The organism is Vibrio sp. 10N.261.55.F4, from assembly GCF_041470465.1.
Classification (GTDB): Bacteria; Pseudomonadota; Gammaproteobacteria; order Enterobacterales; family Vibrionaceae; genus Vibrio; species Vibrio crassostreae_C.
Genome location: NZ_JBFRMM010000022.1, coordinates 54,360 through 80,683 on the forward strand (window position 1 = coordinate 54,360; position 26,324 = coordinate 80,683).

Consider the following 26,324-nt stretch of genomic DNA (forward strand, 5'->3'; position numbering starts at 1 on the left):
ATGTTAGATAGTGGCCGTGTTTATTAGTAACAGTGCTTGAAAGTGACTATGTTTAATAGCGACAGAGTTTAATGGTGACAGTGCTCGATATTAATAGCATGCAAAAAAGGCACCGAGTGGTGCCTTTTATTAATGATGCTTAAATTAGCCGCCAGTACCACCGCCGTTACCGCCACCGCCAGTACCGCCAGTACCGCCAGTACCACCAGTACCACCAGTACCGCCAGTTGGTGGCTTAGTGCCTTCATCTGGGTCTGGTACAGGTTCTGAATCTTTTGGCGGTGGAAGAGTACCTACATCATTAGGGTCTTTCACTGCATCTTCAATTAACGTTGGGTCTTCAGTCAGATCTAGATAAATCTCACCACCACCCGGCGCTATAGGGTAATCAGGGTAGCTTATAAGAACTTTTTCAGTGATTGCAACCGCTGCGTCAGACAACTCTGTTGCTGATGCATTCGGGCTTACTACAAGTACGTCTGATAGTACCGCTGCTGTTGCCGAAACTAGGCTTGCTTCAGATGCAGGAAGGTCTTCAATAATTTCTTGTGTACGACGTAGGAAGTCAGCCACACTAGTAGCACGACCATTGTTTACTAGGTAGCCCAAGCCAAGATCGTTAAGAATCTGTTCACCAATCGACTCATCATAAGATTGACCATCTAGCTCTTTCTCAATCAGTGTTGAGATTGGAGAAGATGTCACAAGGTCGTCGTAGTTCGCTAGGCCTTTAGGGAACTTGTAGCTCACCTTACTCATGTCTTTGCCGTTAGACACATCAACCGCACCAGCCGTTGCATTGTAAGCAAACGAACAAGTTTCAGGGTAGTTAAGAACCGTAAGCTCTGTGACTTCAGAAACACCGTAGTAGTTTGTTTCCTCTAGAGAACCCTTTGTGCCATCATCACAGCTGAATGTACCTTTCATACCCATTACTGCAGGGTCGAATGCCATAATATTACGGTACGCTTGCTCAGGCGGCACGCTGTTGTTGTTGTCACTGCCACAACCACCAAGGATTGCACCAACGACTGATAACGCTAAAATTTTATATTTCACAATTTATCCCTACAAATGATTAAAAGCTATGAGACAAGGCAACATTAAACGAGTCGATATCGACACCACCAATATCTTGATATAGCTGGTATTCAATACCAACCTTCATCGCTGATGTAATCGAGTATTCAGTACCAAAAGCAATCGTTGGAGTCACACCAGAATCGTCAGACTCAACACCTGGACCGTTTGCTTTCCAGTCATAAATGGCGATGCCACCTTTTGCGTATAACGCTAAGCTGTCCGTTACATTTCCAGAGGCTTTAAGAACCACATCAAAGCTGCTTGCTTCGTAGCTGCCACCTGCAATGTCTTTAAGATCATACTCGCCAAGGTAGTTATAACCACCTTCGATGGCCAGTGTATCTACGATATGATAACCAACAAACAGACCGTAAGATGTGTCTGAGTCATCAATAGCCGTGCGGCTTTCGACTAATGGTGCAAAGTTATCGGCCGTTACATTACCAACTTTAGCGCCCACGTATAAATTTTCAGATCCAACAGCTGTTGCTGATAGCAACAACAAAGGAGAAACCCTAGCTAACCACTGCATTTTCATATAATTATATCTTCCATATTTCAAACTGAACTGAGGCTGATTTTCCTAGCAAATCTAAGCGATAGTCTAATCAGTTTTTGTATGAAAGCCCCAAAAGCAGACACTCATACACGCCATTCCATACCAAAGCTACTGACACAATTGAACAATATTGCATGCTGAAGCTAGAAGCTAGAAGCAACTCAATACTGTACTTTTGAATTTCGCCAGATTTATCAATGTTGTTTAACAAGCACAAAGAACTTGAGAGTAGCTTGCTTAAGCTATTACAAGCGAGCAGTTAGCATAATTTTTTCGTATGACACTACAAAAATGGTACTCACAAGGAATCAACACAAAAAGATTACTGCGTTGCTTTCAATATCCAACTAAGACCACCTAATCAATGATAGATAGCCTAAAAAGGAATTACTCTGATTAAACAACTAATTGAACAACATGATAGGTAATAACCGCTATCAAGTAAATGTATAATTAGTAAACGCACCACAACGATTCAAAAAAACGTCAGGATTGCGTCAGAAAGGGGTAAAAAGATGAGTGGAGAGAAATTGAACGCAGTTGCCCGCACTTTTGCTTAATACTGGTTTAGTGATGTACGGAGGTCGGTCTGGCATTCTATGTGTTAAGGAGAAGCAACCTTAATTTGCCAAACGTTAGGTATCAGTGATTTGGATTGAGTTACGATAGCCATTCGTTACGCAGGCCGTGGCTCTCTCTCATCGAGAAGTTTTTGTTGGTTGAATAAGCATGGCAAGCTCTGCTTCTTAGTACCCTTGTTGCAGCTGTCCTATATAAAAATGAATCAATTAGATATAAAAACCACTTTATGTTTTCACATAAAATGGCTTTAAACGCCTGCTCAAAAGTTATCGAGTAGTTGTTGCGCCGCTTTCGTTAGAAGCAACTGCTACTGCTGTAGCTATACCAGTTGCAGCACCTGAGAAGCTAACTGTTAACGCAGCTGCTAGAGCCATTTTTTCATAATGATTTCCATTGATACAAACGTTTATATACAGAAGATGATTTTTACACCCTCACTCAGTTGCTCAGCTTAAACAACTGATTGATCATAATAAATAATAACCACAATCAAGCAAATGGATAAATCATAAGCAATACCTTATAATGCATTATTTAGGAAATAGCGTCACATAAAAATGCTCTTCGAGGCTATGTGTAGTACTACAACGCTATATTGTTACAAGGCAAAAACTAGTGAAAGCAGAACACCAATACCAAACTGAGAGCATAATCTCATTGTTAAGCTTAGAAGATAAACTGCAGCTAACTATTCGCTATTAGTTATTAGTGGCGTTGTTGCCTAAATTAGTTGAACCTTTTCCAAGTCCTGTGATCTGATCATTTGAAACGATTGGAATGGTGGTGATATGGGTAAAGCAAACAAGAAGATAACTAACTGGACGGAGTACAATAAGGCTCTTTGTAAACGTGGTTCGGTCACATTCTGGATAGATGATTCAGCCGTAGATGCATGGCGATGCAAAACTCATCATGGTAAGCGTGGGAGAGGCTTTCAGTACTCTGATACAGCGATTGAAACCGCCTTGATGATTAAGGGCATCTTCTCTCTTCCTTTACGTGCTCTTCAAGGCTTTATCGACTCTATCTTTGAGCTATTAGATGTTCCACTAACGTCCCCTGACTACACCTGTATCAGTAAACGCTCGAAGACAGTTCAGGTCAAATATCGCAATAAATCGAGAGGGGCTATTCGCCATATAGCCATTGATTCTACTGGCCTCAAAGTCTTTGGTGAGGGGGAGTGGAAAGTGAAAAAGCATGGTACAGAAAAACGTAGGACATGGCGCAAACTGCACTTAGCTGTGGATGTGGATACTCACGAAGCGGTTAGTGCGGAAGTCAGTCTTGTAAATGTAGGCGATAGTGAAGTGTTACCGACGTTACTCAACCCACTACGTAGAAAGGTCGCTGCCGTATCCGCCGATGGAGCATATGACACAAAAAATTGCCACGAGACTCTGAAAAATAAAGGCTGTACTCCGTTAATACCGCCTCGAAAGAATGCAGCTCTTTGGGAAGACGGTCATCCCAGAAACAAAGCGGTAATGGCTCTGAGAGATGGAACAATATCGGAATGGAAAACAGAGTCTGGTTATCACTATCGTTCAATATCTGAGACTGCTATGTCCCGATATAAAGGACTAACAAGCGATAAATTGAGCTTGAGATGTTACAACGCTCAAGTGGGCGAAATCATGGCGAATGTCAAAGCGATTAACAAAGTCATAGGACTAGGTATGCCCGTTAGAAGCTAACGGCTAGCTACATATGGTGTCGTTGATCTTCAAGCTGATTTGATCATATATGGACACTTCCTATTGGCAAGTAGTAAATCTGAAAGTTTTAGGTAAAAGATTGCAGACATATATCCGAGTTCAAGGACTCTTAATGATTTCCGCTGAGCATGCTCTTATCAACAACACGAACTTGAAAGTCCTAAGATCAAATCAGAGTTCCATACTCACGGTCTTACCTGTTTTCTCATTTCCACTTCATGCGCAATTTTAGATAGATAGTAATTCAGGATTATAGTGTTGCTGATTAGCCAATAAAGCCCATGCAATTCGAGCATTCCGATTAGCTAGTGCGACTATTGCAACATTCTTGTGTTTTCGTTTCAGTAAGTCATTCAACCAGCGGTGAGTATAAGTGGTTGGCTGTTGCTTTAAGTGCCCAAGAACAGCTCTTGCACCATGCACTAGTAGTCTTCGTAAATAGCCATCCCCCCGCTTGCTTATACCAAGCAATACTTGTTTGCCACCCGTTGAAAACTGCTTAGGTACAAGTCCAATCCATGCAGATACCTGCCGTCCATTATTAAAAGATGCGGGGTCACCTATACTTGCAACAAGTGCGGTGGCAGTTATAGGGCCAATTCCAGGGATCTCTGCGATTCTTTTAGAATCAACATTCGTACTGTGCCATTGTTCAATTTCTTTTGTTAACGCACTAATTCGTGAAGAAAGCTCATCAATTAGTTCTTTTAAATGAGTAACCACGCAGCGAATCGGTGGCGTCAAATTATTTTCAGCATCCTCTAAAACCAGAGGGAGCTGCTTGTTAAGTGATGCACTTCCTTTAGGAAAGACAAGACCAAACTCAGCCAGCAACCCACGTAATTGATTAGTTTGGCCAGTTTTCATTGAAACTAACCTTTCTCTAGCTTTGTGAACAGAAAGGATTGATTGCTGTTCAATCGATTTTATAGGTACGAAACGCATGTTAGGGCGAGTTACCGCTTCACAGATTGCTTCAGCATCAGCGGTATCGTTCTTATTTGATTTCACATAGGGCTTAACAAACTGCGGAGGCATAAGTTTAACGTCATGACCAAATTGCTTGAATACTCTTGCCCAATAATGAGCACTGGAGCAAGCTTCCATACCAACAAGACAAGGAGGCATATTGGTCAACGTTTCGGACAACTTCTTTCTGCTGATATTTTTCTTCAAAAGAACTTTGCCTGATGAATCTACTCCGTGAAGAGCAAAAGAAGATTTAGCTAAGTCGATACCTAAAGTTGCAATGGTCATGGTCTCTTCCTCATTTATGTTACCGACTATAAGTTTAGACGGTGGGTGGAAGTGTCCATATCATTAACAACGCCGTTATTAGTTATCAACTACACCCTGTCGCCAGAGCCTTTGCCTAACACGGTTTGAATGATGTTCTAAGGTCGTCTGGCGATCTATGTGTAAAAGGGAAGCAACCCTAACCCACCACACTTTAGGTATCGGTATTTGGTTGGAATTACGATGGCCATTCATTGTGCAGTCTTGGCTCAAGAGGTAGTACGTAAGGAGGAATAAAAAATGGCGAGTGATTAACCACTCGCCATTAAAGGTATTAATCTTCTTTCCTAAACGCAAAACGTATAAGCACAATCACAACACCCAACACTCCACCAAGTAATGTTCCGAGAACGACAATAAGGGAACGCTTGGGCTTATCTCGAGTAATAGGTTGTTCAACGTTTTCTATATAACGAAATGTTTGAAACTCAACAGTACGGTCAATTTCAAGATGACCCAACATCTCTAGTTTTGCATTTAATTGTTGAAGGCGAGGCTCTATAACACTCAGATTTTTAACCGATTCTAAAGCCCTAATTTTTGCATCTAAACCCTTAGCACCCAAATCAATACTAAACAGTTCTTTTTCATTACCTGTTTGGATTGGTCTATCGACGCCTGCAGACTTAGCAATTTGGGCAGCGTATTTTGCTCGCTCAGTTTCGACCAATAATTGATTGCTTGCCTGGCTTTCTAAGATTCTTTTTTGTTGAATCAACTCGTTCCTTTTACCACTAACAACTGCATTCAAGTTATTGAATGCATCTTGATGAACTTTCGACTCAGTCGCCAAAATGTAAGCTGTTAATAAGTTAAAGCTGCTCTCTTTAGTCTCTGTTTGAAAACTGACAATCTGTGGTGAATTACGATCATTTTTATCAACTTTAGACGCGGAAATTTTATTGAACCACGCACTATATCGGACTCTGGTATCACCCACTTCCATATCAGAACTATTGCTAAGCATAGAAGATTGATACTCCTGGAACTCAGCACTATTATCTAAAAAGTTTCTCTTATTATTAGTTGAATTAAAGGTATTCACAAAACGTTGGAACAACACATCTGAATCGACTAAACTATCCAAATCTTTACTGACAAGGACAGTGCCATCATCTTGATAAATATCAAAAACTGGTTGATACTGTTTCACCTGCTGCTGATATGCCGCAATCTCATATGGTTGAGCTTTTGTAACTTTAGCATTGGAAGACCACCATTCTTGAGATAACAAAGCAAAGACAACGCTACTGGCCGTAAATACAGCAACAATCAATATTATTACTAACTTACCATCCCACAATGCCTTGAGAAGCTCTCGCAGATTAATTACATCATTCGAGCTCTGCATCGGTGGATTTTCTGGGGAGTACGACTGTGGTTGGCTCTGTTGCTTCACTATAAATCTCTCAAAGTCTAAATTAATAACTGCTGAATGCTATCACACTGTATGTTGTTAGTATTGTGCAACTTGTTAGCTTTATTAAAGCACTCTTCGGACAACTAACTGTTCATTGTATTCTAGTCGTATTTTAGTTCAACCTGCGTTTTACATGCAAGACAAACACGGGCGATTAACTGCATCACTATGAGGTTGGTATCGGCCTTTCGACGTGTATTGGGCGTTTACTTGGTTAAGGCTGCGCCCAAAATGAGGCAAGATTTACCTGCCACGGATTATTGCTCACACTACTTCTAGTATGTTGCGCTTCCGCCGTTGGCATTGTTACACTCGAAGACTTATTTACCTTTTTGGGTGCCGAGGCTGAGTTACTTCCTTTGATATTTGATTAAATACTGAACTGGCATGTCACCATACCCCTATTAGCTTCCCCAATGGCAGGTTACAGTGCCATTCGTGCCAGTGGCGATACAAAGACGACCGCTAAAATCATGATGCTTGCAAGGCTAATCGACGTCATTCTCAAGCCTTTACTTGAACTAGGCACTCACGGCGCGCAATAGCCAACGGTTTCAGTTTGTTTGGTGATTTGTGTTTTTCGTAGCCAGAATGCTCATCCATCTCTGTATTGAGTGCGACCTCAACCGCAATCTTCTTCAGCATTTGGTTTAATACCTTTGGTCGCCCTCTTGGCGAACGCTTCGAGCTCTTTCTTGTCCATAGTGCCTATCCTCAGCCTTTAAGGCTTAGTTTAGGCATTGAGACAGTCTCCTCACATAGATGACTATCCTTTCTTTCAACTCGATGTCAAATGCTCTAAAATACTCTAAAATACATTATTAGGCTGAATCGTGCTCATTTCATTTATTGACCTCCTTTTCCTGTTTTTCTTTTCTCTTGCGACTACTTTTACCATGCGTAAATTTGCAAAAAAAATAGGATTAGTTGACAAGCCAAATGCTCGTAAATTACATAGCGGTGCCATACCTTTAGTTGGTGGTGTGTCGATTTGTATCTCTATTCTCTATTTCTTATTCAATAACCCACACACTTTGCCTAATACACCACTCTATGCAGCATGTATTCTAATACTTGTTGGTATCGGAGTTTTAGATGATAAATACGACATCAGCTTTAAACTAAGATTTGCAGTACAAGCGGGGCTATCTGTTATCATGATGGTTGTGGGCGGTATTGAGCTTAATACAATAGGTGATGTCTTTGGTAGCGGTGATGTTATTACACTAGGCTGGTTTGGTTACTTTGTAACCACACTTGCAGTGGTGGGAGCGATCAATGCATTTAATATGGTCGACGGAATTGATGGCCTACTGGGCGGGTTATCTATCGTAACTTTTGGTGGGCTCGGCATCATGCTTAACCATGACGGGCAATCGAATTTAGCCTACATTTGTTTAGTCTTAGTCGTTGTGATCATTCCGTACATCCTGCTAAACCTCGGTGCCTTTGGCCGAAAAAGAAAGGTATTTATGGGGGATGCAGGGAGTATGTTGATTGGTTTTACCGTGATCTGGCTATTGCTGCTATCTAGTCAAAATGGAAGCTCTCCACCACTGCGTCCAGTTACTGCGCTATGGTTAATTGCTGTACCTTTGATGGACATGGCTGCTATCATGATTCGTAGAATAAGAAGAGGGGACTCTCCTTTTAAGCCTGACCGTGAACACTTACATCACATTTCCCAGCGTTTGGGGTTAAGCTCAACACAAACACTTATCATTATTTGTAGTATTGCAACTCTCTACGCGGTGATAGGTATTTCCGGTGAAATACTAAACATCCCAGAATATGTCATGTTTTATGCTTTTTTCATCTGCTTTGCTGTTTACCTTGTGATATTAAGTAACATTTGGAAGATCACTTCTTATATCAGAAAAGTATACCCTAAATAGCAAAATGCAGAAGTACAACTAAACTAAGACTGTACATAACTTACATACGTGATCATTTAAAGAGAAAAATATCCAATTTCAAAATATGAAATTGGATATTTTCAATATGCAGTTAATTATTTAAAAAAAACTAACCAATATACTTTGTAAAAATAGATTCCATATCCGCCGCCATAATATCTCGGCTAAACTTTGGTGCGGCTTCTGTACTATTGTAACGTATTCGCTGATATAACTTTTTGTCCTCATGCAATTGCAAAATTGCAGCCGCGATTTGATCAACACTCTCACTTTCAACCACTAATCCTGAATCTGTGTCACGGATAATCTCTGTAGCTTCACCCTCTGGCACGCTCATTATCGTTGGTATCCCCATACCCATACATTCAAATATTTTGGAGGGAATAACAGTTCTAAAGAGATCGCTATTAACTAAGGGAACCAATGAAACGTCACACAGAGACCATAGTTTGGGCATCATCTCCTTTGGCTGCCTATCAATCAAGACTACGTTTTTAAGCTGTTTTTTCTGTACAAGATCAACGACTTTTTTCCTTGCAGCACCACCACCTGCAAATACGACTCGGATATCATCATTGTCTTGCAAGCGCTCGGCTACATCTACAATATGTTCTAGGCCATGCGCCATACCGTGAGTACCAATGTAACCGGCTACAAACTTACCTTCCAGGTTATATTGTTTCGCTAAATCAGCATCTTTAAATACAGAAGGCTCATACTTAGTCAGATCGACACCATTTAAAACAACCTCTATTTTTTTTCCATCCACTCCACGTTCAATCAATTCCTTTTTAAAAGCGTGGGTTACTGAAACAATGGAATCGGCTCTTCGATATAAAAACATTTCTATTTTTTCTAACATGCGAATTGCAAAACTGTCCTTCATAGCACCAACAGCCGTGATAGACGCGGGCCATATATCACGTAGCTCAAATACAAACGGTTTTCGACGAACGGCTGACAACGCCCAACCGGCGCAAGCACAGAAGAACTGAGGTGAAGTCGCTACGATGACATCCGGTTTTTTCTGAAACAGCCCTGCGATAAAGCCCGTTACCATGAATGACATGTAATCCAGAATACGTTTTACAAAACCTTCATTAGCAGTGATGAACGTTTTTACACGAACGACATTTATGCCATCGAGATCATGAGTTTGATACCAGCGGTTTTTAAACCCATCAAATACCTTACCTTCAGGAAAGTTTGGTGCGCACGTAATCACTGTCACTTTATGCCCCGCTTTCACCCAACGGATAGCATGTTCATAAGTTCTGGTTGCTGGCGCATTGCCTTCTGGCGGAAAGTTATCAGTAAGAAAAAGAATATGCATTGCTACGCTCGCTTTAGAACAAAGTTCACTTCATTCTGTTTAAAATTTAATACCAGCTTATTATTGGCTATCGATAAGCCAAATTCAGGATGCCATGTCGTCTCAAGTATCTTAATGGCAGCACCTTCAGCGTTAATCGTGTATTGAGTACCGTTCGGCAAGTGGAGTCTGACTTGACTGGCGTTATTTAACCCTTCAACCTTAACATCAGGATGGAGGTGATAATGGGCTTCTGCGTGGTTATACGTACCCGTTAGGTTGTCACTAATAAATAAGTCACCTTCCGTTAATGTCCACTTTCGAGTGTGCATCACTTTACCAGGTAAACGCATGTAACCATCATGAGAACATTCAACACTAATGTCGCTCTCATTATCCGTAATGAACGGTTGACTAGGGTATGCACGTCTTGCTACGCGAAATCCACTCCAGACTTCAGATGAATCCATGTCATCAACCACTACCGTATTATGAGTTTCGGTTTTGCGCTGCCTTAGTCTTTCTTCGCCTAAGCCATAAACCGATGTCCCACTGTTTACAAATACTCGGTGACCATCAATACTCAATTCAAATGAAAGAGTATCTGCATGAGCATGACCGGGGATGTAATCAGGCCCTACTTTTGCGACATCAATCATGAGTTTATTCACATTGTCCTGAACAACTACATAACCACTTTCTTTTAGTTCCGTGACTTTGGCTTTATTAGCGGCAGGAACCGTAACATTGAGCACTTCTGCATAGCGTTGCAAATTAGCCAGCTTGGGAGCAATACCCATTGCTGAGTCATTAAAAAAGGATACGTCACCATCGGGATGTTGCATGTGTTCAGCCCATGACAACATTTTTCCAATGAGTTCACACCAGTATTGACTGATAGCTTTCGGAACCTTATATGGGTAGACAAGGCTTAACTGATACAAATCAAGCATATCGGCAAGGATGGTGTTGTGATACATAGGCGTTAGTTCAAAATTACCGCCATCAGCAAGAATTTGCTCTGGGATTTCTTCATTTAAAATAGCCAGACCACGCTTTAACCATACGTCTGCTAACTCACCCTTGAAATAACAACCAGCAAATAACAAAGCTTTTGCGTTTGCAAATAAGTGATTACCCAATAAATGATATTCTAATTGCTGATCTAAAGCTTGAACCTGCAATGATAAGCTAGCCAACCATTCTTCTTTTGGTTCATTACCCGATAAAAACCACTTGATCCAGTTTACCGAGCGAAGTGAAATAGTATAAGGCTCCCATCCATTTCCTATCATCTTCGGGTTTTGTTCTATCCAAGTATTGACCAAATTATGATGAATTTCAGTTCTGTCTTGCCACCCAAACTGGTTTAAATCATCGAAGTAATGCAAATTATAAAGCCAAAGTTTAGCTTTTGTTGCGTCATTCCAATCACTAACCGTATCTACGACATTCAAAAATCTAAACTGACCATTGCCTTGATAACATGAATTTAATACCGAAAATGTTTGCCAATTTGTTGTTGATATTTCATTTACGGTTGTTTCTGGTGTTGTAAATGTCACCTTAGTGAATCGTCTTGAAATTCGGTTACTAAATTGAATGGGCTTTAAGTACTTGAGGGTGTGGTACATCTTTAAAATTTTATTCATATCTAAAAAAGGGGCCATAGCCCCTTATTACCCTTTACTGGTATTTTACTTTCTAAGTTGCTCTGCCACTTGGCATGAAACCCTCGCAACTTCAATGATTTCATCAAAGCTAATTGGTGATGCAGAGCCTTCTTTGATACTATCAACAAACGCCTTAGAACAATCATTTTGCCCTTTATCTTGGCTCGACAATTTCATTTTACTAAATCCTTTCCAACCAAAACCGACCAGTTTTCTGAAGTTATCGAGTTGTAGAACTGCATCATTAGCGAACACTTCAATACGTTCTTTCGGGAAATCTTTACCGCCATTAGCAAAGTAATGAATAGTACCGATTGAACCATCTTCAAATGACAGTGTGATACTAGCTTTGTCTTCACGAATAGCAACACCAGGTGAATCCCCCATACACATCGCATTAAAGCCTGTAATTTTACACCCGGCTAAATGACGCATTAGGTCAATATAATGACATGCTTCACCGATAATTCGTCCACCACCTACTGTGGGATCTTGGGTCCAATGATCAGAAGGGATATCACCAGCGTTCATTGTCATGATGAACGTTTTAGGCCCTTTAACAGAAGATAAGAGCTCTTTCATTTTCACAACATGTGGTGCAAAACGTCGATTATAGCCAACCATGACTTTAGGTTTAGTTTGGCTTTCATTAAAGGCGTTTTCAATAAGGTCGACTTCAGACTCAGCAAGCGCTAAAGGCTTTTCAACAAATACATGCTTTTCGGCGGCAATAGCATCAAGAGTTTGTTGAGCATGCAGGTTGTGCTGCGTCGCAATAACAACTGTATCTATAGCTTTATCAGCTAACACATCAGCATAGTCTGTTGACGCTTTAGCAAAGCCTTGCTTTTTACCGTGGTGCACTGCACTCATACCAGCACTAGTTACAACAGTATTTAAGCTTGCACCTGCATTTTTAAAAGCGGGCATCAAAACACGTGACGCATAATTCCCTGCACCGACGAATGCGCAAGACGCAGAAGATGGCGCTGAAGCAATTTCAGAATTTAAAGTTATAGAACGAGCGGTTAAAACTGCAGTGTCGTTATTTGGATAATCGAGAACAATACCTAACGATGATTTATCGTCTAGGCATTTGTATGCTTCTAAAGCATCGTCAATCGCATAACGATGAGTAACAAGTGGCTTAACATCCAGCGCTCCGGAAGCCATCATATCTAATACTGCTTCAAAATTTCGCTGCTCTGTCCATCGAACAAACCCAACTGGGTAATCATTACCTTTCTCTTCGTATTCAGTGTCATAACGACCTGGACCATAAGAGCAAGAAACCTGGAAAGTTAACTCTTTAGCAAAAAAGTCCGCACGTGAGATCTCTTGTCCAATAACTCCGACTAAAACAATACGTCCACGTTGACGACACATTGTTGCAGCTTGACTTAGTGGTTCGCTACTTTTAGTTGAAGCGGTAATGATAACTCCATCAACACCACGACCTCGTGAAAATGCCTCAGCCGCTTTAATCGCATCTTCGCCTTTGGATAAATCTACTGTCTCAGCACCAAGTTGTCGTGCTAATTCACATTTGGACGAATCAAAATCAATGCCTAGTACACGACAGCCGTTTGCTCTAAGTAATTGAACTGTAATCAGTCCAATTAACCCCAGACCGGTGACAACTACGCATTCACCCAATGTAGGATTAATAAGACGAACGCCTTGAAGGCCAATAGCACCTAAAACCGTAAACGCTGCAGATTCGTCGTCGACATTATCTGGCACCTTAGCACATAAGTTTTTAGGAACTCTTACCACTTCAGCATGATTGCCGTTGGAAACTACACGAGTGCCTACGTCAAAATTTGTACCACCGTTATCCAGAACTGTACCTACATTGCAATAGCCGAGTGGAAGAGGCTGATCAAGCTTAGAGCGCACGGCATCAACAGTAGGCATCAAGCCATCTGTTTTGATTTTGCCGAGTACCATCTTTACTTTGTCGGGTTGCTGGCGTGCTTTGTCGATGAAGTTAGCTTTTCCAAAATCAATTAGCATTCGCTCTGTACCTGCGGAAACCAAACTTTTCCTTGTCGCAATGAGTACATTGCTGTGTTTGATTTGTGGGCACGGTACTTCCACTAAACTCGTTTCGCCGTTCGAGATGTTTTGTAATATTTGTTTCATTAGGACCTTGTTTTTATAAGTTTTGCAGGTACTCCTGCAACAATAGAAAACGGCGCCACATCCTTTGTCACAATGCTACCAGCCGCGACTACAGAACCTGTACCGATGGTTACTCCAGGCATAATTGTGCAGTTAGCTCCAATCCAACAGTCCTGCTCAATTGTTACTTTCTGATACTCATGACCAGAGCCGAATATTTGACCTTTATTGGCAGGAATTCGATGATTACCGCTTATAATCTGAGTGCGATACCCAACGAGAGTTCTGTCACCAATATGAACCCCACCCGATGTTGTAATTAATACATCTAATGCAAGGTCGACATCAGATCCAATAACCAAATTCTTCCCTGGTTGAATCCAAACCCCAGGATAAAAAATAACTCTTTTATCAATTTTGGCACCCATAATTGATAAAAACCATGATTTAAATCTATTAAAAAGTCTATATCTAGGTAAAGAGAAAATTAATCTTGATAAAAATTCATATGACACAACTAGAAAGTATTTCACTATTAACTCGACCTTTCAATTATAGAGTAATAACTCTGATTTTTTTCATCAGGTGTTGGATGAGACAGAAGTAATTTACTTCCCGATTCAATATAATGATCTTTGCTATTAATTCCCTTTAATATTTCGACACTAGATTGAATAATATTATTTGGTTCAATATAAACTGCAGAACCTCCACAACAACCTCTTGACCAACTAGCATCAGCAACAATTAATAATTTTTTCATAGCCCAAGCTTCAATGAAATTATTTGAGAAGCTCTCTAACCTCGCAATATTAACCACTCCATCAATATAACTAACAACATTTTTTACTGACTGAGGCTGTATAGTTTTCAAGTTTATGATCTTACTTGACACGTTTAAACCCTGAGCCTTAACCATAATTTGATTGAGATAGCTACACTCATTCATTGTAAGTATGATTTTAAAGTCACCGTATTTATTTAGCTCATGAAGAATATCAATAAACTCATATACTCGTTTATTTGGTTGTTCGCCACATAAAAATAAAAATTTATACCCGGAAACATCAGCTAAATTAAATTCGTCATGAGCGTCGGTAACGCCACTAACTAGCCTGCTCACTGCCATTTTGACAACATGAAGTTGACAGTCTTTAAACTCGCTCATCAATGTAGCGCGATTTCGAAGTTCTTCGGTTTCAAAAATAACCTCGTCACTTCTAGACGTAAAATAAAGCCTATATTTATCTATTAAATGCTTTTGGAATCTCTTATATTTTGGTAAGTAACCCCAAAAATCTATATCCTTATAAAACAAATTGGAATACGCACAACCAGAGATATTGTACAAATAGTTCAAACTTCCAATCATTGGTGGTCCAAAAAAGGTAAAGCAAACATCGTCTCTTTTTACATGTAATTTAAATCCTTTTAATTCAAATTTTAACCGCGATAAAAAACCGGAATTAACAGGAACATAAGAAATATCGTTATTTTTACAATAATTCTCGATACTACTTTCAGAGCGACAAAAGACAAGATACTTTGATTTATCTTCGAGTCCGTGTAGAAAACTTAATACGTTTTGTAAACCACCACCGGTTTTTATTGGAATGAAATTTAAAATATACAAGCTGTGCTCACTTTATTAATTATTATGAATTTTTAATGATACTCTTTCGAAAAATCTAAACGCCAATAAAAACAAAAGTAACAATATACTATTCTTCAATAACTGTAACGGTACCACTGAGAACTGTAAAAATAACATAGCATATGTCAGTGATAAGTAATAAGTAATTAATTTACTCCTGGTTAAATTAGCATAAATCACTTCAAAAACAGAAAATGAAACATACAGAAAAACTATTGACATTGAATATAATATATAATTTCCAGAAGAAAGAAAGAAACCCATAAAGCCAGGAAAAGGATAATAAAGAAATAGATCTCTATCATAACTTAAATAACTCAGTTCTCCAGTTACCTGAGAATAGACAGTATATGAACCAGGTAACGTTTTTTCTGTGAGTAGAGATAAAAAAAGGTCAATCGAATTAGATTTATTACCAATAAAGACCATCAAACCTTCAAGTCCGACAAACCTTGAAGTGATCAAATAGAGAAGTTGTTCAACTCCTTTGGGCAATACAGTTGATAAATCTAAAAGATAAGATGTATTAATTTCAAATTCATTTTGTCTTGCTATAGTTACAATACCTAGAATGTAAACCAGAAAAACAAAGCTAATTAAGGAAACATTAAAGAACAACGATGCATTCATTATTTTCCTATTCAATGAATACATTAAAATAGGTATGAATATAAAAACAAAAACTGAACGACTAACAAGAGCTATCGAACTGACTATAGATACACACAAAATAATAAAAAACAGTATCGATGCCTTTTCTTTTAAAGCTAACTTGTATTCAATAAACTTAAACGTCAATATTATAATTCCATAGGAACCCATAAATGAAATTACAAGCGGAAACGGCCACGGTAGCGAAAGTGTTGAGCCAATCGCTGAGTTATTTTTTATCATAGCACCAAACACAATGATGGCAACTACTGTAAGAGTGATTATCGAGACTCGTTGATTGTTAGAAAACCACAAAGGTGGATGGTTTAGATGTTCACGTTCTAAAAAGTATTGGTGTAATAAACACTGAATAAATCTACCAATAGTTAACGATAACAGACCAATTGAAATCAAGTTGATCATTTCACTATAACTGACTAAATCGTAATTAAAGTAACCAATAGGTTCGGTCATCGAGCTATCGAAAAGAAGTAACCTAACCAACTTTAAATGGTAACCCAAAAATATCATTATTGTAACGAAAAAGTATAATGGGCTAAACGAACCAAAAGTATTTGAAGATATAAAAATGGTACTGACTATAAATAATATAATCAATTCCAATTTCAAATCAGGATAGTCAACACCTAAAACAACACATATTGAAAGCGTTAACAGTGTCATTACAATCAAAACGTAATTTTTCATATTAATAATTTTTAGCCAACTTAACCTTAATAAAGATCAATACCATTTTGGGTCTAAAAAATAGAAACTTAATTAATTCTAAATATTTAGAACTTCGCTTAAGAAAAATAGCAGTTTGAAACTCTAAGGCTGATGTAGGCAAGACCTTACCCTTATCGATGAATGACTTTATAATCTGACATTTTTTTTGGTAAATAAAATCTCGATTCGAGCTCGTATTATTATCATGTATCCTATACTTCCCAAGCACTTCAGGAAGACAATATACTGACCCATAAACTAATGACTGAGCTAAAAGCATATGATAATCTTCTAAACCTATATCCTCTTTCATTTCTGATGCAATTAATTTGAAGCGCTGAGCACTCCACATCAGATTTAAGGCTGGCATAAAATAATTTCCATATATGATATCATTTGAAGAATACTCGATAAACATTGGCACTTTGAACTTTTTGCCACTAGGTATTTCCTCATAACCTGCGGAAATGCAATCGACTTTTGCATTCACCATAGTGTGGACCTGAAGCTCTACTTTTTCATTGAGCCATTGATCATCAGAAGCTAAAATACAAACATAATCACCTTCAATATAATTCAAGGAGCGTTTAATTGTTCTAATTAGTCCGATATTTTTATCATTCCTCAAAAATGTCCAATCTAAACAACGTTCGTTAATAAAATCATGAATAATCTGATAACCAGCGTCCGATGAGCAGTCATCAATTATAATAACTTGAATATTTTTGTATGATTGACTATATATAGATTTTAGAGCGTCTATAACATAATCTTGATGATTATAATATGGTACTACAACTGTAACTAATGGTTCCATAATTACTATTTTACCTTCTTAACTCTTGCAACCATTAAGATAAATTTGATGAAAATTAACTTTGATAACTGTTTTGTCTTTTTGTCTGACTTCATAATAATTCTTCGCATCTCTTGTCCGTTTATAACGTTCAGCAATGAATTTATCATATCTTCCCATTGATATTTATTCGTTAACTTGAAGTACCACTTGACATATCTCAACAACAAGCCGCTCGCAGTCGAAAAGATATATTGCTTAGCTTGAAATTCCAATTCTATACAATTGTTTCTGATGAACGTTAGTAAATTGAGAGGGGTATTACCTATACGATAAAACTGCTCATGAAACCTTCTTGTTGTTGACGTTAGGTTTTCGATATAAAAATACTTTCCTTGACTTTTATCTATATACCTTGCGAAATAGAAACATAACTTTGAAAACAACTCGTCGTCATTTATGTTATTACCTTTTATATAGCAATCTTTTTCCAATTCTTCATAAACTTTTAACAGTAAAGATTTTCTCGCAATAAAAAACCCATGAAGCCCCCACTTTTCAATACATTGTGAGAAACCTACTTTGCCCTCTATTGGCCATATGTTATTAGAATAAATAAATGGGCGTTCATTAACAGAATTTTTAAAAATCAATTGATGACAGACCAAATCAACTTTACCACTGAATTTTTGCATACATGTTAAAATCGCATCTTCGGATAAAAAATCATCACAATCAAGAATGGTAATAAAATCTTTTTGAGTCGCTTTTACTCCCAACTTCCTTGCTAAAAATGCACCTTGATTTTCTTTTTCAATTAACTTGATCTCTATGTTTTTTACTTTAGGTAAATTATTTATTATTTCAGAACTTCTATCAGTAGAACCATCATTTATAATAACCCACTCTATATCTTTCCATTCAATTCTTTTAATGGCTTCATAGCATTTTAATATGTTTTTTTCTTCATTATATATTGGTGTTATTATTGCCACACTCATAATTTAAACCTGCCTTAATTTCTTGCAATGATAGTTAAAAAAAGCGACCGAGAAAACGAAATACAAAATATAGTTGAACGTATATACATAGTTTACAGTTTTAAGTCCTATATCACCCATAAAAACTGAGGTCCCAACCACTAATGATACATTCATTAACACTTCAGCTGCTATATTTGTTTTAAAATATCCTTTTGCTAAAAGTATGGATGCGGGAATAAAGGCTGCAATTCTAAAAAAGTCGCCAATTAAACGGGACTTCAAAAGTTCAGTAGCTTCTAAAAAAACACTTGTAAATAAAATGTTTATTATAAAATCTCTAAATACATATATAATCAACAAGCCAACAAAGGAAACAGGAATAAGAAGTGAAAGTACTTTAAAAGTTGTTGACTTCAACTCAGAATCATTATTAATAGATGCGGCCTTTGGAAAGAAATACATGCCTACCCCTAAAGTGCATATACTAACATAAGCATCTGATATTCTCACCGTTGACTGCCATATACCAGCATCCCCCATTGAATACACGTCTATAATAATGTTTCTAACGAAAATTACTGATGTAGGACCAGTTATAGCCCCAATAACTCCAACTAGGACATAACCCATTAGTTTTTTCCGTTTATTATAATCTACCTTCCCATACCAGTACTTAACTTTAAACCAGGGTTCATTCTTTACTCTAATAAGTACAATCACACCAGAAATAGCACTAGTTACAGAAACTATAACTAGTCCACCAATTACCCCATATAAATACAGGGCCAAAGCAGTTACTACAAGAGTAACAATTATCGATATCATGCTGGTCGTGATATTTTTTTTGTTATCACCAAAGCCGTTCAATACACTTAGACTAAAAGAGTTTGCAGCTGAGAGAGGGAGTACTAAACAAGCAGTTACGATAACCCATCCATATTCATCATTATCAAACAGCCATGCGGATAAAGATGCGTTAAAAATGAGAGTAACTGGGACAATTGTCGATACCATTAGTACAACAATTGAAACAGCAGCTTTCCACCACTCCGCACATGCAACTAAGCCCAAGCGTTGGTTCTCTGCTGAGTATCTAACAACGCCTTGAGATAACTGGTTTACGACCAAACCATTCAAGATACCAACAAAGCTTTGCAACTGTCCCAACATAGCCATGCCTACGGGGCCAGCATAGACAGCTACAAATTTAGAAACTAAAAAGCCTGCCATCATCCTTATAAAAGTTAAAGCTGCACCTAAAAAGGCTACTGATGCCAGTTTCATTTGGAATAGCTATTTATAGTTTCAATTATGAATGAAATATCTTCTCGAGACATAACTTGAGAAATTGGAATGCTAACGATTTCATTGTGAAGACTTCCATCACTCGTTGTACCTTCAAATATCTCATCTTCATAACAAATCTGTTTAGATATAGCGGTTGGATAATGTACCAATGTATCTACACCAGATTTTTTCATATACTCAATAAAATGTTCTCTTTCACATACTCGCACAACAAATAAGTGCCATACATGCCTATTTTGATCATCTAAATGAGGTAGACCAATAAGAGGGTTATCGATTTCAGTCAAATATCTATTTGCTACCTCTCTCCTTATTTTAATATCTTCATCTAAACTCTTCAATTTCACACATAACATCGCAGCTTGAATTTCATCCATACGACTGTTAACACCTCTGTAAGCATGTTCGTATCTTTTAAAAGAACCATACTGCCCTATAGCTTTGACAGTCTTGGCCAATTCAAGATCATTCGTGATTATCGCACCTGCATCTCCTAAAGCACCTAAGTTTTTACCAGGGTAAAAACTAAATGCTCCTGCGTTACCCCAGCTACCAGATTTCTTTCCAGCGATATTAGCACCGTGAGATTGTGCACAGTCTTCTAGAACTAATATATTGTATTCATTAGCTATTTGGATAATTTCAGACATTGGAGAAATATTACCGTATAGATGTACCGGTAAAATTAATCGGGTTTTTTCGGTAATAGCAGCTTGAATAGAAGAAGGTGTCAAATTATACGTAAATTGGTCTGGTTCTACTAAAACTGGAATTAAATTATTTTCCGTTATAGCTAAAACTGAAGCAATAAAAGTATTTGACTGTACAATAACCTCATCACCATCTTTAAGCTTACCCAGCTCCTTCCAAGCTCTTATTGTTATAGTTAGAGCATCGAGGCCATTGGCTAACCCAACACAATATTTGGTACCACAATAATGTGAAAAATCATTCTCGAAGTGCTCGAGCTCTTTTCCCATCAAATACCAACCTGAATCTATTACACGAGAACACGCCTTTTTCAACTCTTTCGCATGCAATTCATTGATTTTTTTCAAATCTAAAAATGGGATCATTTATTTATCTCTTTTGCAGGGTTACCAACGACTGTACTAAACGGCGCAACACTTCTCGTTACAACTGAACCGGCACCAACCATAGCGCCTTCGCCAATAATAATTCCAGGGAGTATTGTGCTATTAGCACCGATCGAGGCACCTTTTTGAATAATGGTTTTAAGAAAATGCTCTGGGTAATTTTTAGAACGCGGTGTTTTATCATTTGTAAATGTAACATTAGGACCAATAAATACGTTATCTTCTATCGTAATGCCATCCCAAACTTGCACTCCACTTTTTATAGTAACGTTATTGGCAATTGAAACATCATTTTCAATCAAGCAGTGAGAGCATATATTGCAATTAGAACCGATTGATGCGTTTGGTAAAACCACGCAAAATTGCCAAATGTTGGTATTCATACCAATATTTTTAGCTTGAACATCAGAGAGTTGGTGAATCACTATTAACTACCTTAATAAATTCCTCATAGTCCCTTATATAGTCTGATTCATCAAATATAGAATCAGCTAGAACCATTAAAACGCAATCATCACTGAAATCAAACATTTCACGCCAAATAAATGAGTCGATAAATAAGCCTTGAGCAGGGTTATCTAAAAACAATTCAACTTTCTCTTTACCATTATCCAACAAAAACCGACAAGAGCCTTTTAACACAATTGCTAATTGTTTTAGCTTTTTATGCGCATGAAATCCACGCCTGGTTTCTTCTTTAGTATTAAAAATATAATAAACACGTTGTATATCAAAAGGGATATGTTCACATTGTTCAAGACTAACCAACGCCCCTCTATCATCACCGTGGCTTTGAAATTGTATAATCTTAATATCCATAGAAATATTACTCTTTAATTATATTTATCAGATACTTACCATAGTCATTTTTTAACATTGGTTTGGCTAAATTAGTCAGTTCCTCATTTGTTAGCCAACCATTTCTCCATGCTACCTCTTCCAAGCAAGCAATTTTAAAGCCTTGAACATGCTGAACAGTTTCTACAAAGCTTGATGCTTCGTGTAGACTTTCATGAGTACCAGTATCCAACCAAGCAAATCCGCGGCCTAACAACTGAACATTTAAATGACCTTCTTCCAAGTACATTTGGTTTATGCTGGTGATCTCTAGCTCACCACGCTCAGAGGGCTTAACTTGTTTAGCCTTTTTAATAACACTATTATCATAAAAGTAAAGCCCTGTTACAGCATGATTTGACCTAGGTTTTAAAGGCTTTTCTTCTATTGAAATGGCTTTCATTTGTTTATCAAACTCTACTACACCAAACCTTTCAGGATCCTTTACTTGATAGCCAAAGACATAAGCGGATTCACTTCTAGATGACATTTTTGAAGCGTATTGTAAAGAATCAGAAAAACCTTGACCGTAGAAAATGTTATCTCCTAAAACAAGACAAACTGAATCCTCGCCAATAAAATCTTCACCAATAATAAAAGCCTGAGCAAGACCATCTGGATTTTCTTGTACTTTATATTCCAGGTTAATACCAAAATCAACGCCATTACCTAACAGACGTTTAAATCCATTTTGCTCTTCAGGAGTTGTAATAATTAGTATATCTCGTATACCAGCTAGCATAAGGGTTGAGATTGGATAATAAATCATTGGTTTATCATAGACAGGTAGCATCTGCTTTGATGTTCCGCGAGTCAGGGGGTAAAGACGAGTACCAGATCCACCAGCTAATACAATACCTTTCATTACTTCATATCTCCTGTTACTACACCTAGGCGCTCGCGTTGGTAACTACCATCTTGCACATTTTGACACCACTTAGAGTTATCTAAATACCATTGCACTGTCTTACGAAGGCCCGTTTCGAAAGTCTCATCCGGTGTCCAACCTAATTCTCGTTGCATCTTAGATGAGTCAATAGCATAGCGACGATCATGACCTGGGCGATCTTGTACATATGTTATCTGCTCGGCATACTTAGTGTTTTTTGGAACTAATGTGTCAAGGATGTCACAAATAGTGTTTACAACTTCAAGATTCTGCTTTTCATTATGACCACCAATATTGTAGGTCTCTCCTACTTTACCTTCGGACACTACTTTATAGAGCGCTCTAGCATGGTCTTCAACGAACAACCAGTCACGAATTTGGTCACCCTTTCCGTATAGAGGAAGATCTTTTCCTTCCAACGCATTGAGAATAACCAGTGGGATCAATTTTTCAGGGAAATGATACGGGCCGTAGTTATTTGAACAGTTAGTGACGATAGTTGGCAGGCCGTAAGTACGCAGCCATGCACGAACTAAATGGTCACTTGATGCTTTTGAGGCAGAATAAGGGCTAGATGGTTCATAAGATGTCGTCTCCAAGAACATTGGGAGCTCTGTCCCCTCAGGAACTTCATCAGGGTGAGGAAGGTCGCCATAAACTTCATCTGTAGATATATGATGGAAGCGAAACTCTGCTTTTGCTTGATCTTCAAGTTTATTCCAGTACTCGCGTGTAGCTTCCAATAACGTATATGTCCCAACTACATTCGTTTCAATAAATGCAGCAGGACCAGTGATAGAACGATCAACATGCGACTCAGCAGCTAAGTGCATTACCGCATCCGGTTTATGCTCAGCAAAAACACGGTCAAGTTCTGAACGATTACAGATATCGACTTGTTCGAATGCATAACGTTCATTTGAATCAACATCGACAAGTGACTCTAAGTTACCCGCATAAGTGAGCTTATCAACGTTTATAACGCTGTTCGATGTATTACTGATAACATGTCGGATAACTGCTGAGCCAATAAAGCCTGCACCACCAGTAACTAAAATTTTCATTATGCCCATACTCCCTTTGTATCCACAATAACGAGGTTCTCTGGTAGCTTTTGTAATTTTTTAAACTCTGAGTGATCAACTAACAAGACAGCTATATCCGTTTTATTAATTGCTTCATCTAATTCAACTAGTTTTGCATTATTAGAAAATGAAGAAGAAAGCTTAGATATATTTGGTTCAATAAAACTAACTACTGAAGGGTGCTCTGCTGCAATTTTTTGAGCTATCGATAATGATGGGCTCTCACGTAAATCATCAATATCCGGTTTGAATGCAAGACCAAAACAACTAATGCGTACATCTGCAGCTGTTTTAGTCGGGTTTGCCTGTAGAAAGTCTGCAACAGCTAATTTTACTTTATTAATGACCCATTCAGGCTTTGCATCGTTCACTTTTCGCGCTGTATGTATAATTTGCGCTTCAGCTGGTGTTTTTGAAACAATAAACCAAGGATCAACTGCGATACAATGACCACCGACACCTGGCCCTGGTTGTAAGATATTGATTCGAGGATGACGATTTGCTAAAGAGATTAATTCCCACACATCAATATCTAACTTATCGCAAATAACTGACAATTCATTCGCAAAAGCAATTTGCACATCGCGACAACTATTTTCGGTTAGTTTGGCCATTTCTGCAGTACGTGCATTAGTAATAACACAGTCGCCCACAACAAAGTTTTTATATAGCTCCACTGAACGCTCTGAACAACGTTTTGAAATACCACCAATTACTCGATCATTTTCAACTAGTTCACGAACAACATGACCAGGTAGAACACGCTCAGGACAATGTGCAATATTTACATCCGCATGTTCACCAGCGCGTTGTGGAAAACTTAGATCAGCACGAGCTTCGGCCAGCCAATCAGCCATCTGCTCAGTCGCACCAACAGGAGATGTTGATTCTAAAATAACTAAATCACCTTTTTTTAGAACAGGTGCAATTGCTTTGCTCGCAGCCTCAATATAACGAAGATCTGGCTCAGGAACTTCTCCTTTAGCACATCCTTTGAAAGGAGTAGGTACAGCAATTAAAAATGCATCTGCAGGCTCAGGTTTTGTAACCGCTTTTAGGTAGCCTTCAGTTACGGCTGCCTGCACTAACATATCAAGATCAGGTTCAACAATGTGTATTTTACCTTGGTTAATAGTGTCCACTGCATGTTGGCTAACATCTACCCCAATCACTCTTAACTTTCTTGATGCAAACATTGCTGCTGTCGGTAGCCCGATGTAACCTAAGCCTACAACTGAAATTGTTTCAAAAGACATTATGCTTCCCTAAAGTTTTATTTTGCTAATTCGTTCAAAATTATTTTGCAAGCCTGCCCATCCCCGTATGGGTTGTGTGCAAAACTCATTGCTTGATATGCAGCTTTATCAGTCAATAAAATCTGTAAGTTCGCTGTAATCATATTTACGTCAGTTCCAACTAATTTAACCGTACCCGCACCAACCGCTTCTGGTCGCTCGGTCGTATCGCGCATTACCAATACCGGCTTACCTAGAGAAGGCGCTTCTTCTTGAATACCACCCGAGTCGGTTAAAATAATATGCGCGCGACTCATTAAATAAATAAATGGCAGATACTGTTGAGGTTCAATAAGATGAATATTATCGATACCCGCTAATATACGATTGACGGGTTCGCGGACATTAGGATTTAAATGCATCGGATATAGGATTTGCGTGTCCGGGTACGCTTTAGCGGTGATTGCAAGAGATTCACAGATGCGCTCAAAACCGCCACCAAAACTTTCACGGCGATGGCCGGTAACCAAAATTAACTTTTTGTTTTCATCTAAGAACGGGAATTGAGCAGAAAGCGTGGCGTTCAAATTTCTATCAGAATCAATTTTGCTCTTTACCATTAACAAAGCGTCAATTACGGTATTCCCCGTTACTAAAATATCTTCTTGATTAAAGTTCTCTTTTAAAAGATTTTCTTTTGATGTTTGAGTTGGTGCAAAGTGATATTTGGTTAACGCGCCCGTTAATCGGCGATTACCTTCTTCTGGCCACGGTGAGTAAATGTTGCCGGTACGAAGACCAGCTTCCACATGACCTACTGCGATTTGCTCGTAGTAAGCAGCTAGGCTAGCGGCAAACGTCGTTGCAGTATCACCATGCACTAAAACCACATCAGGTTTAAAATCTTCTAGTACTGGTTTAAGCTCTAACAAAATACGCGCGGTGACTTCGTTAAGCGTTTGACCGACTTTCATTAAGTTCAAATCATAGTCTGGCGTGATTTCAAACAACTCTAAAACTTGGTCAAGCATTTCACGGTGTTGAGCGGTTACACAGCACTTTGCTTCAAAGCGATCATCTGCCGCTAGAGCATGAACAAGAGGTGCCATTTTGATGGCTTCTGGACGTGTGCCAAAAACCGTAAGGATTTTTTTCTTAGTCATCTTATGAAGTTTCCAACCGGCAGGTTAAATTAAATAATTGATTTTTATAGCGTTTATTATCGGTCAATTTTAAGACACTGAAACACTTTTTATTCATTCTAAGACAGTCGACTTTCGCCCATCCCTTATAAAGTCTAAATTTTGCTTACTTTAAAAAACCGCCCAATAGGCCGCAAAACGGCTCTTGTCCAACCCAGGGCAAGATTACGAAGCC

At 38.5% G+C, this 26,324-nt stretch carries 22 protein-coding genes and 1 pseudogene; 3 read left to right on the top strand and 20 right to left on the bottom strand.

The genetic code is table 11. The annotated features are described in order from the left end of the window. Window positions 1-144: 144 nt before the first annotated feature. Together AB4249_RS12715 and AB4249_RS12720 are read right to left on the bottom strand one after the other, a co-directional pair. Complete coding sequence (locus AB4249_RS12715) at window positions 145-1,059, bottom strand: serine/threonine protein kinase (protein WP_372103465.1); 915 nt, start codon at window positions 1,057-1,059, stop codon at window positions 145-147. Between the two features lie 19 nt (window positions 1,060-1,078). Further along, a complete protein-coding gene (locus AB4249_RS12720; RefSeq protein ID WP_372103468.1) occupies window positions 1,079-1,621 on the bottom strand; it encodes an outer membrane beta-barrel protein in 543 nt (180 codons plus the stop codon). Window positions 1,622-3,012: 1,391 nt separating this feature from the next. Between AB4249_RS12720 and AB4249_RS12725 the strand changes: the two genes are divergently transcribed. After that, window positions 3,013-3,921 (top strand): IS5 family transposase, encoded by a 909-nt coding sequence (locus AB4249_RS12725; protein WP_372103471.1) that lies wholly within the window; start codon window positions 3,013-3,015, stop codon window positions 3,919-3,921. Between the two features lie 249 nt (window positions 3,922-4,170). Here AB4249_RS12725 and AB4249_RS12730 read toward each other — a convergent pair whose 3' ends face one another. Both AB4249_RS12730 and AB4249_RS12735 read right to left on the bottom strand, forming a co-directional pair. Then, the gene (locus AB4249_RS12730) at window positions 4,171-5,199 is read right to left on the bottom strand and encodes an IS110 family transposase (RefSeq protein ID WP_017065108.1); all 1,029 of its coding nucleotides are present in this window, start codon (window positions 5,197-5,199) and stop codon (window positions 4,171-4,173) included. Between the two features lie 313 nt (window positions 5,200-5,512). After that, a complete protein-coding gene (locus AB4249_RS12735; RefSeq protein WP_229648319.1) occupies window positions 5,513-6,637 on the bottom strand; it encodes an LPS O-antigen chain length determinant protein WzzB in 1,125 nt (374 codons plus the stop codon). A 165-nt stretch (window positions 6,638-6,802) separates the two neighbouring features. Between AB4249_RS12735 and AB4249_RS12740 the strand changes: the two are divergent. Together AB4249_RS12740 and wecA are read left to right on the top strand one after the other, a co-directional pair. Next, window positions 6,803-7,241 (top strand): annotated as a pseudogene (locus tag AB4249_RS12740) (MATE family efflux transporter); the annotation flags it as partial. 250 nt (window positions 7,242-7,491) lie between these two features. Continuing rightward, window positions 7,492-8,553: a UDP-N-acetylglucosamine--undecaprenyl-phosphate N-acetylglucosaminephosphotransferase gene (gene wecA / locus AB4249_RS12745; protein WP_229648318.1), complete on the top strand. Its 1,062-nt coding sequence runs from the start codon at window positions 7,492-7,494 to the stop codon at window positions 8,551-8,553. Window positions 8,554-8,683: 130 nt separating this feature from the next. Here wecA and AB4249_RS12750 read toward each other — a convergent pair whose 3' ends face one another. The 16 genes from AB4249_RS12750 to wecB form a co-directional block, all read right to left on the bottom strand. Next, on the bottom strand, window positions 8,684-9,907 hold the full coding sequence (locus AB4249_RS12750) for a glycosyltransferase family 4 protein (protein WP_229648317.1): 1,224 nt from the start codon (window positions 9,905-9,907) through the stop codon (window positions 8,684-8,686). A gap of 2 nt (window positions 9,908-9,909) precedes the next feature. Next, the gene (locus tag AB4249_RS12755; RefSeq protein ID WP_372103499.1) at window positions 9,910-11,538 is read right to left on the bottom strand and encodes a heparinase II/III family protein; all 1,629 of its coding nucleotides are present in this window, start codon (window positions 11,536-11,538) and stop codon (window positions 9,910-9,912) included. A gap of 45 nt (window positions 11,539-11,583) precedes the next feature. Continuing rightward, the gene (locus tag AB4249_RS12760; RefSeq protein WP_229648315.1) at window positions 11,584-13,704 is read right to left on the bottom strand and encodes a bi-domain-containing oxidoreductase; all 2,121 of its coding nucleotides are present in this window, start codon (window positions 13,702-13,704) and stop codon (window positions 11,584-11,586) included. Beyond that, window positions 13,704-14,216, bottom strand: coding sequence for a DapH/DapD/GlmU-related protein (locus tag AB4249_RS12765; protein ID WP_229648314.1), 513 nt, complete (start codon window positions 14,214-14,216; stop codon window positions 13,704-13,706). The genes AB4249_RS12760 and AB4249_RS12765 overlap by 1 nt, the downstream gene beginning before the upstream one ends. A gap of 2 nt (window positions 14,217-14,218) precedes the next feature. After that, window positions 14,219-15,316: a hypothetical protein gene (locus tag AB4249_RS12770; RefSeq protein WP_372103477.1), complete on the bottom strand. Its 1,098-nt coding sequence runs from the start codon at window positions 15,314-15,316 to the stop codon at window positions 14,219-14,221. Between the two features lie 15 nt (window positions 15,317-15,331). After that, window positions 15,332-16,462, bottom strand: coding sequence for a hypothetical protein (locus AB4249_RS12775; RefSeq protein WP_372103480.1), 1,131 nt, complete (start codon window positions 16,460-16,462; stop codon window positions 15,332-15,334). A gap of 235 nt (window positions 16,463-16,697) precedes the next feature. Next, window positions 16,698-17,534: a glycosyltransferase gene (locus tag AB4249_RS12780; RefSeq protein WP_372103483.1), complete on the bottom strand. Its 837-nt coding sequence runs from the start codon at window positions 17,532-17,534 to the stop codon at window positions 16,698-16,700. 5 nt (window positions 17,535-17,539) lie between these two features. Beyond that, a complete protein-coding gene (locus AB4249_RS12785) occupies window positions 17,540-18,514 on the bottom strand; it encodes a glycosyltransferase family 2 protein (RefSeq protein ID WP_372103486.1) in 975 nt (324 codons plus the stop codon). Window positions 18,515-18,517: 3 nt separating this feature from the next. After that, window positions 18,518-19,780, bottom strand: coding sequence for an O-antigen translocase (locus AB4249_RS12790; RefSeq protein WP_229648309.1), 1,263 nt, complete (start codon window positions 19,778-19,780; stop codon window positions 18,518-18,520). After that, window positions 19,777-20,880 (bottom strand): DegT/DnrJ/EryC1/StrS aminotransferase family protein, encoded by a 1,104-nt coding sequence (locus AB4249_RS12795; protein WP_229648308.1) that lies wholly within the window; start codon window positions 20,878-20,880, stop codon window positions 19,777-19,779. Before AB4249_RS12795 ends, AB4249_RS12790 begins: the two co-directional genes overlap by 4 nt. Then, on the bottom strand, window positions 20,877-21,326 hold the full coding sequence (locus AB4249_RS12800; RefSeq protein ID WP_229648307.1) for an acyltransferase: 450 nt from the start codon (window positions 21,324-21,326) through the stop codon (window positions 20,877-20,879). The genes AB4249_RS12795 and AB4249_RS12800 overlap by 4 nt, the downstream gene beginning before the upstream one ends. After that, on the bottom strand, window positions 21,307-21,720 hold the full coding sequence (locus tag AB4249_RS12805; protein ID WP_372103490.1) for an FdtA/QdtA family cupin domain-containing protein: 414 nt from the start codon (window positions 21,718-21,720) through the stop codon (window positions 21,307-21,309). Before AB4249_RS12805 ends, AB4249_RS12800 begins: the two co-directional genes overlap by 20 nt. 7 nt (window positions 21,721-21,727) lie before the next feature. Beyond that, complete coding sequence (rfbA, locus tag AB4249_RS12810; protein WP_229648305.1) at window positions 21,728-22,603, bottom strand: glucose-1-phosphate thymidylyltransferase RfbA; 876 nt, start codon at window positions 22,601-22,603, stop codon at window positions 21,728-21,730. Next, window positions 22,603-23,691, bottom strand: coding sequence for a dTDP-glucose 4,6-dehydratase (rfbB, locus tag AB4249_RS12815; protein ID WP_372103495.1), 1,089 nt, complete (start codon window positions 23,689-23,691; stop codon window positions 22,603-22,605). The genes rfbA and rfbB overlap by 1 nt, the downstream gene beginning before the upstream one ends. Next, window positions 23,691-24,968 (bottom strand): UDP-N-acetyl-D-mannosamine dehydrogenase, encoded by a 1,278-nt coding sequence (gene wecC, locus AB4249_RS12820; protein ID WP_229648303.1) that lies wholly within the window; start codon window positions 24,966-24,968, stop codon window positions 23,691-23,693. The genes rfbB and wecC overlap by 1 nt, the downstream gene beginning before the upstream one ends. A gap of 17 nt (window positions 24,969-24,985) precedes the next feature. After that, entirely contained in the window at window positions 24,986-26,110 is a 1,125-nt protein-coding gene (gene wecB, locus AB4249_RS12825) for a non-hydrolyzing UDP-N-acetylglucosamine 2-epimerase (protein ID WP_229648302.1), read from the bottom strand. Window positions 26,111-26,324 lie beyond the last annotated feature (214 nt).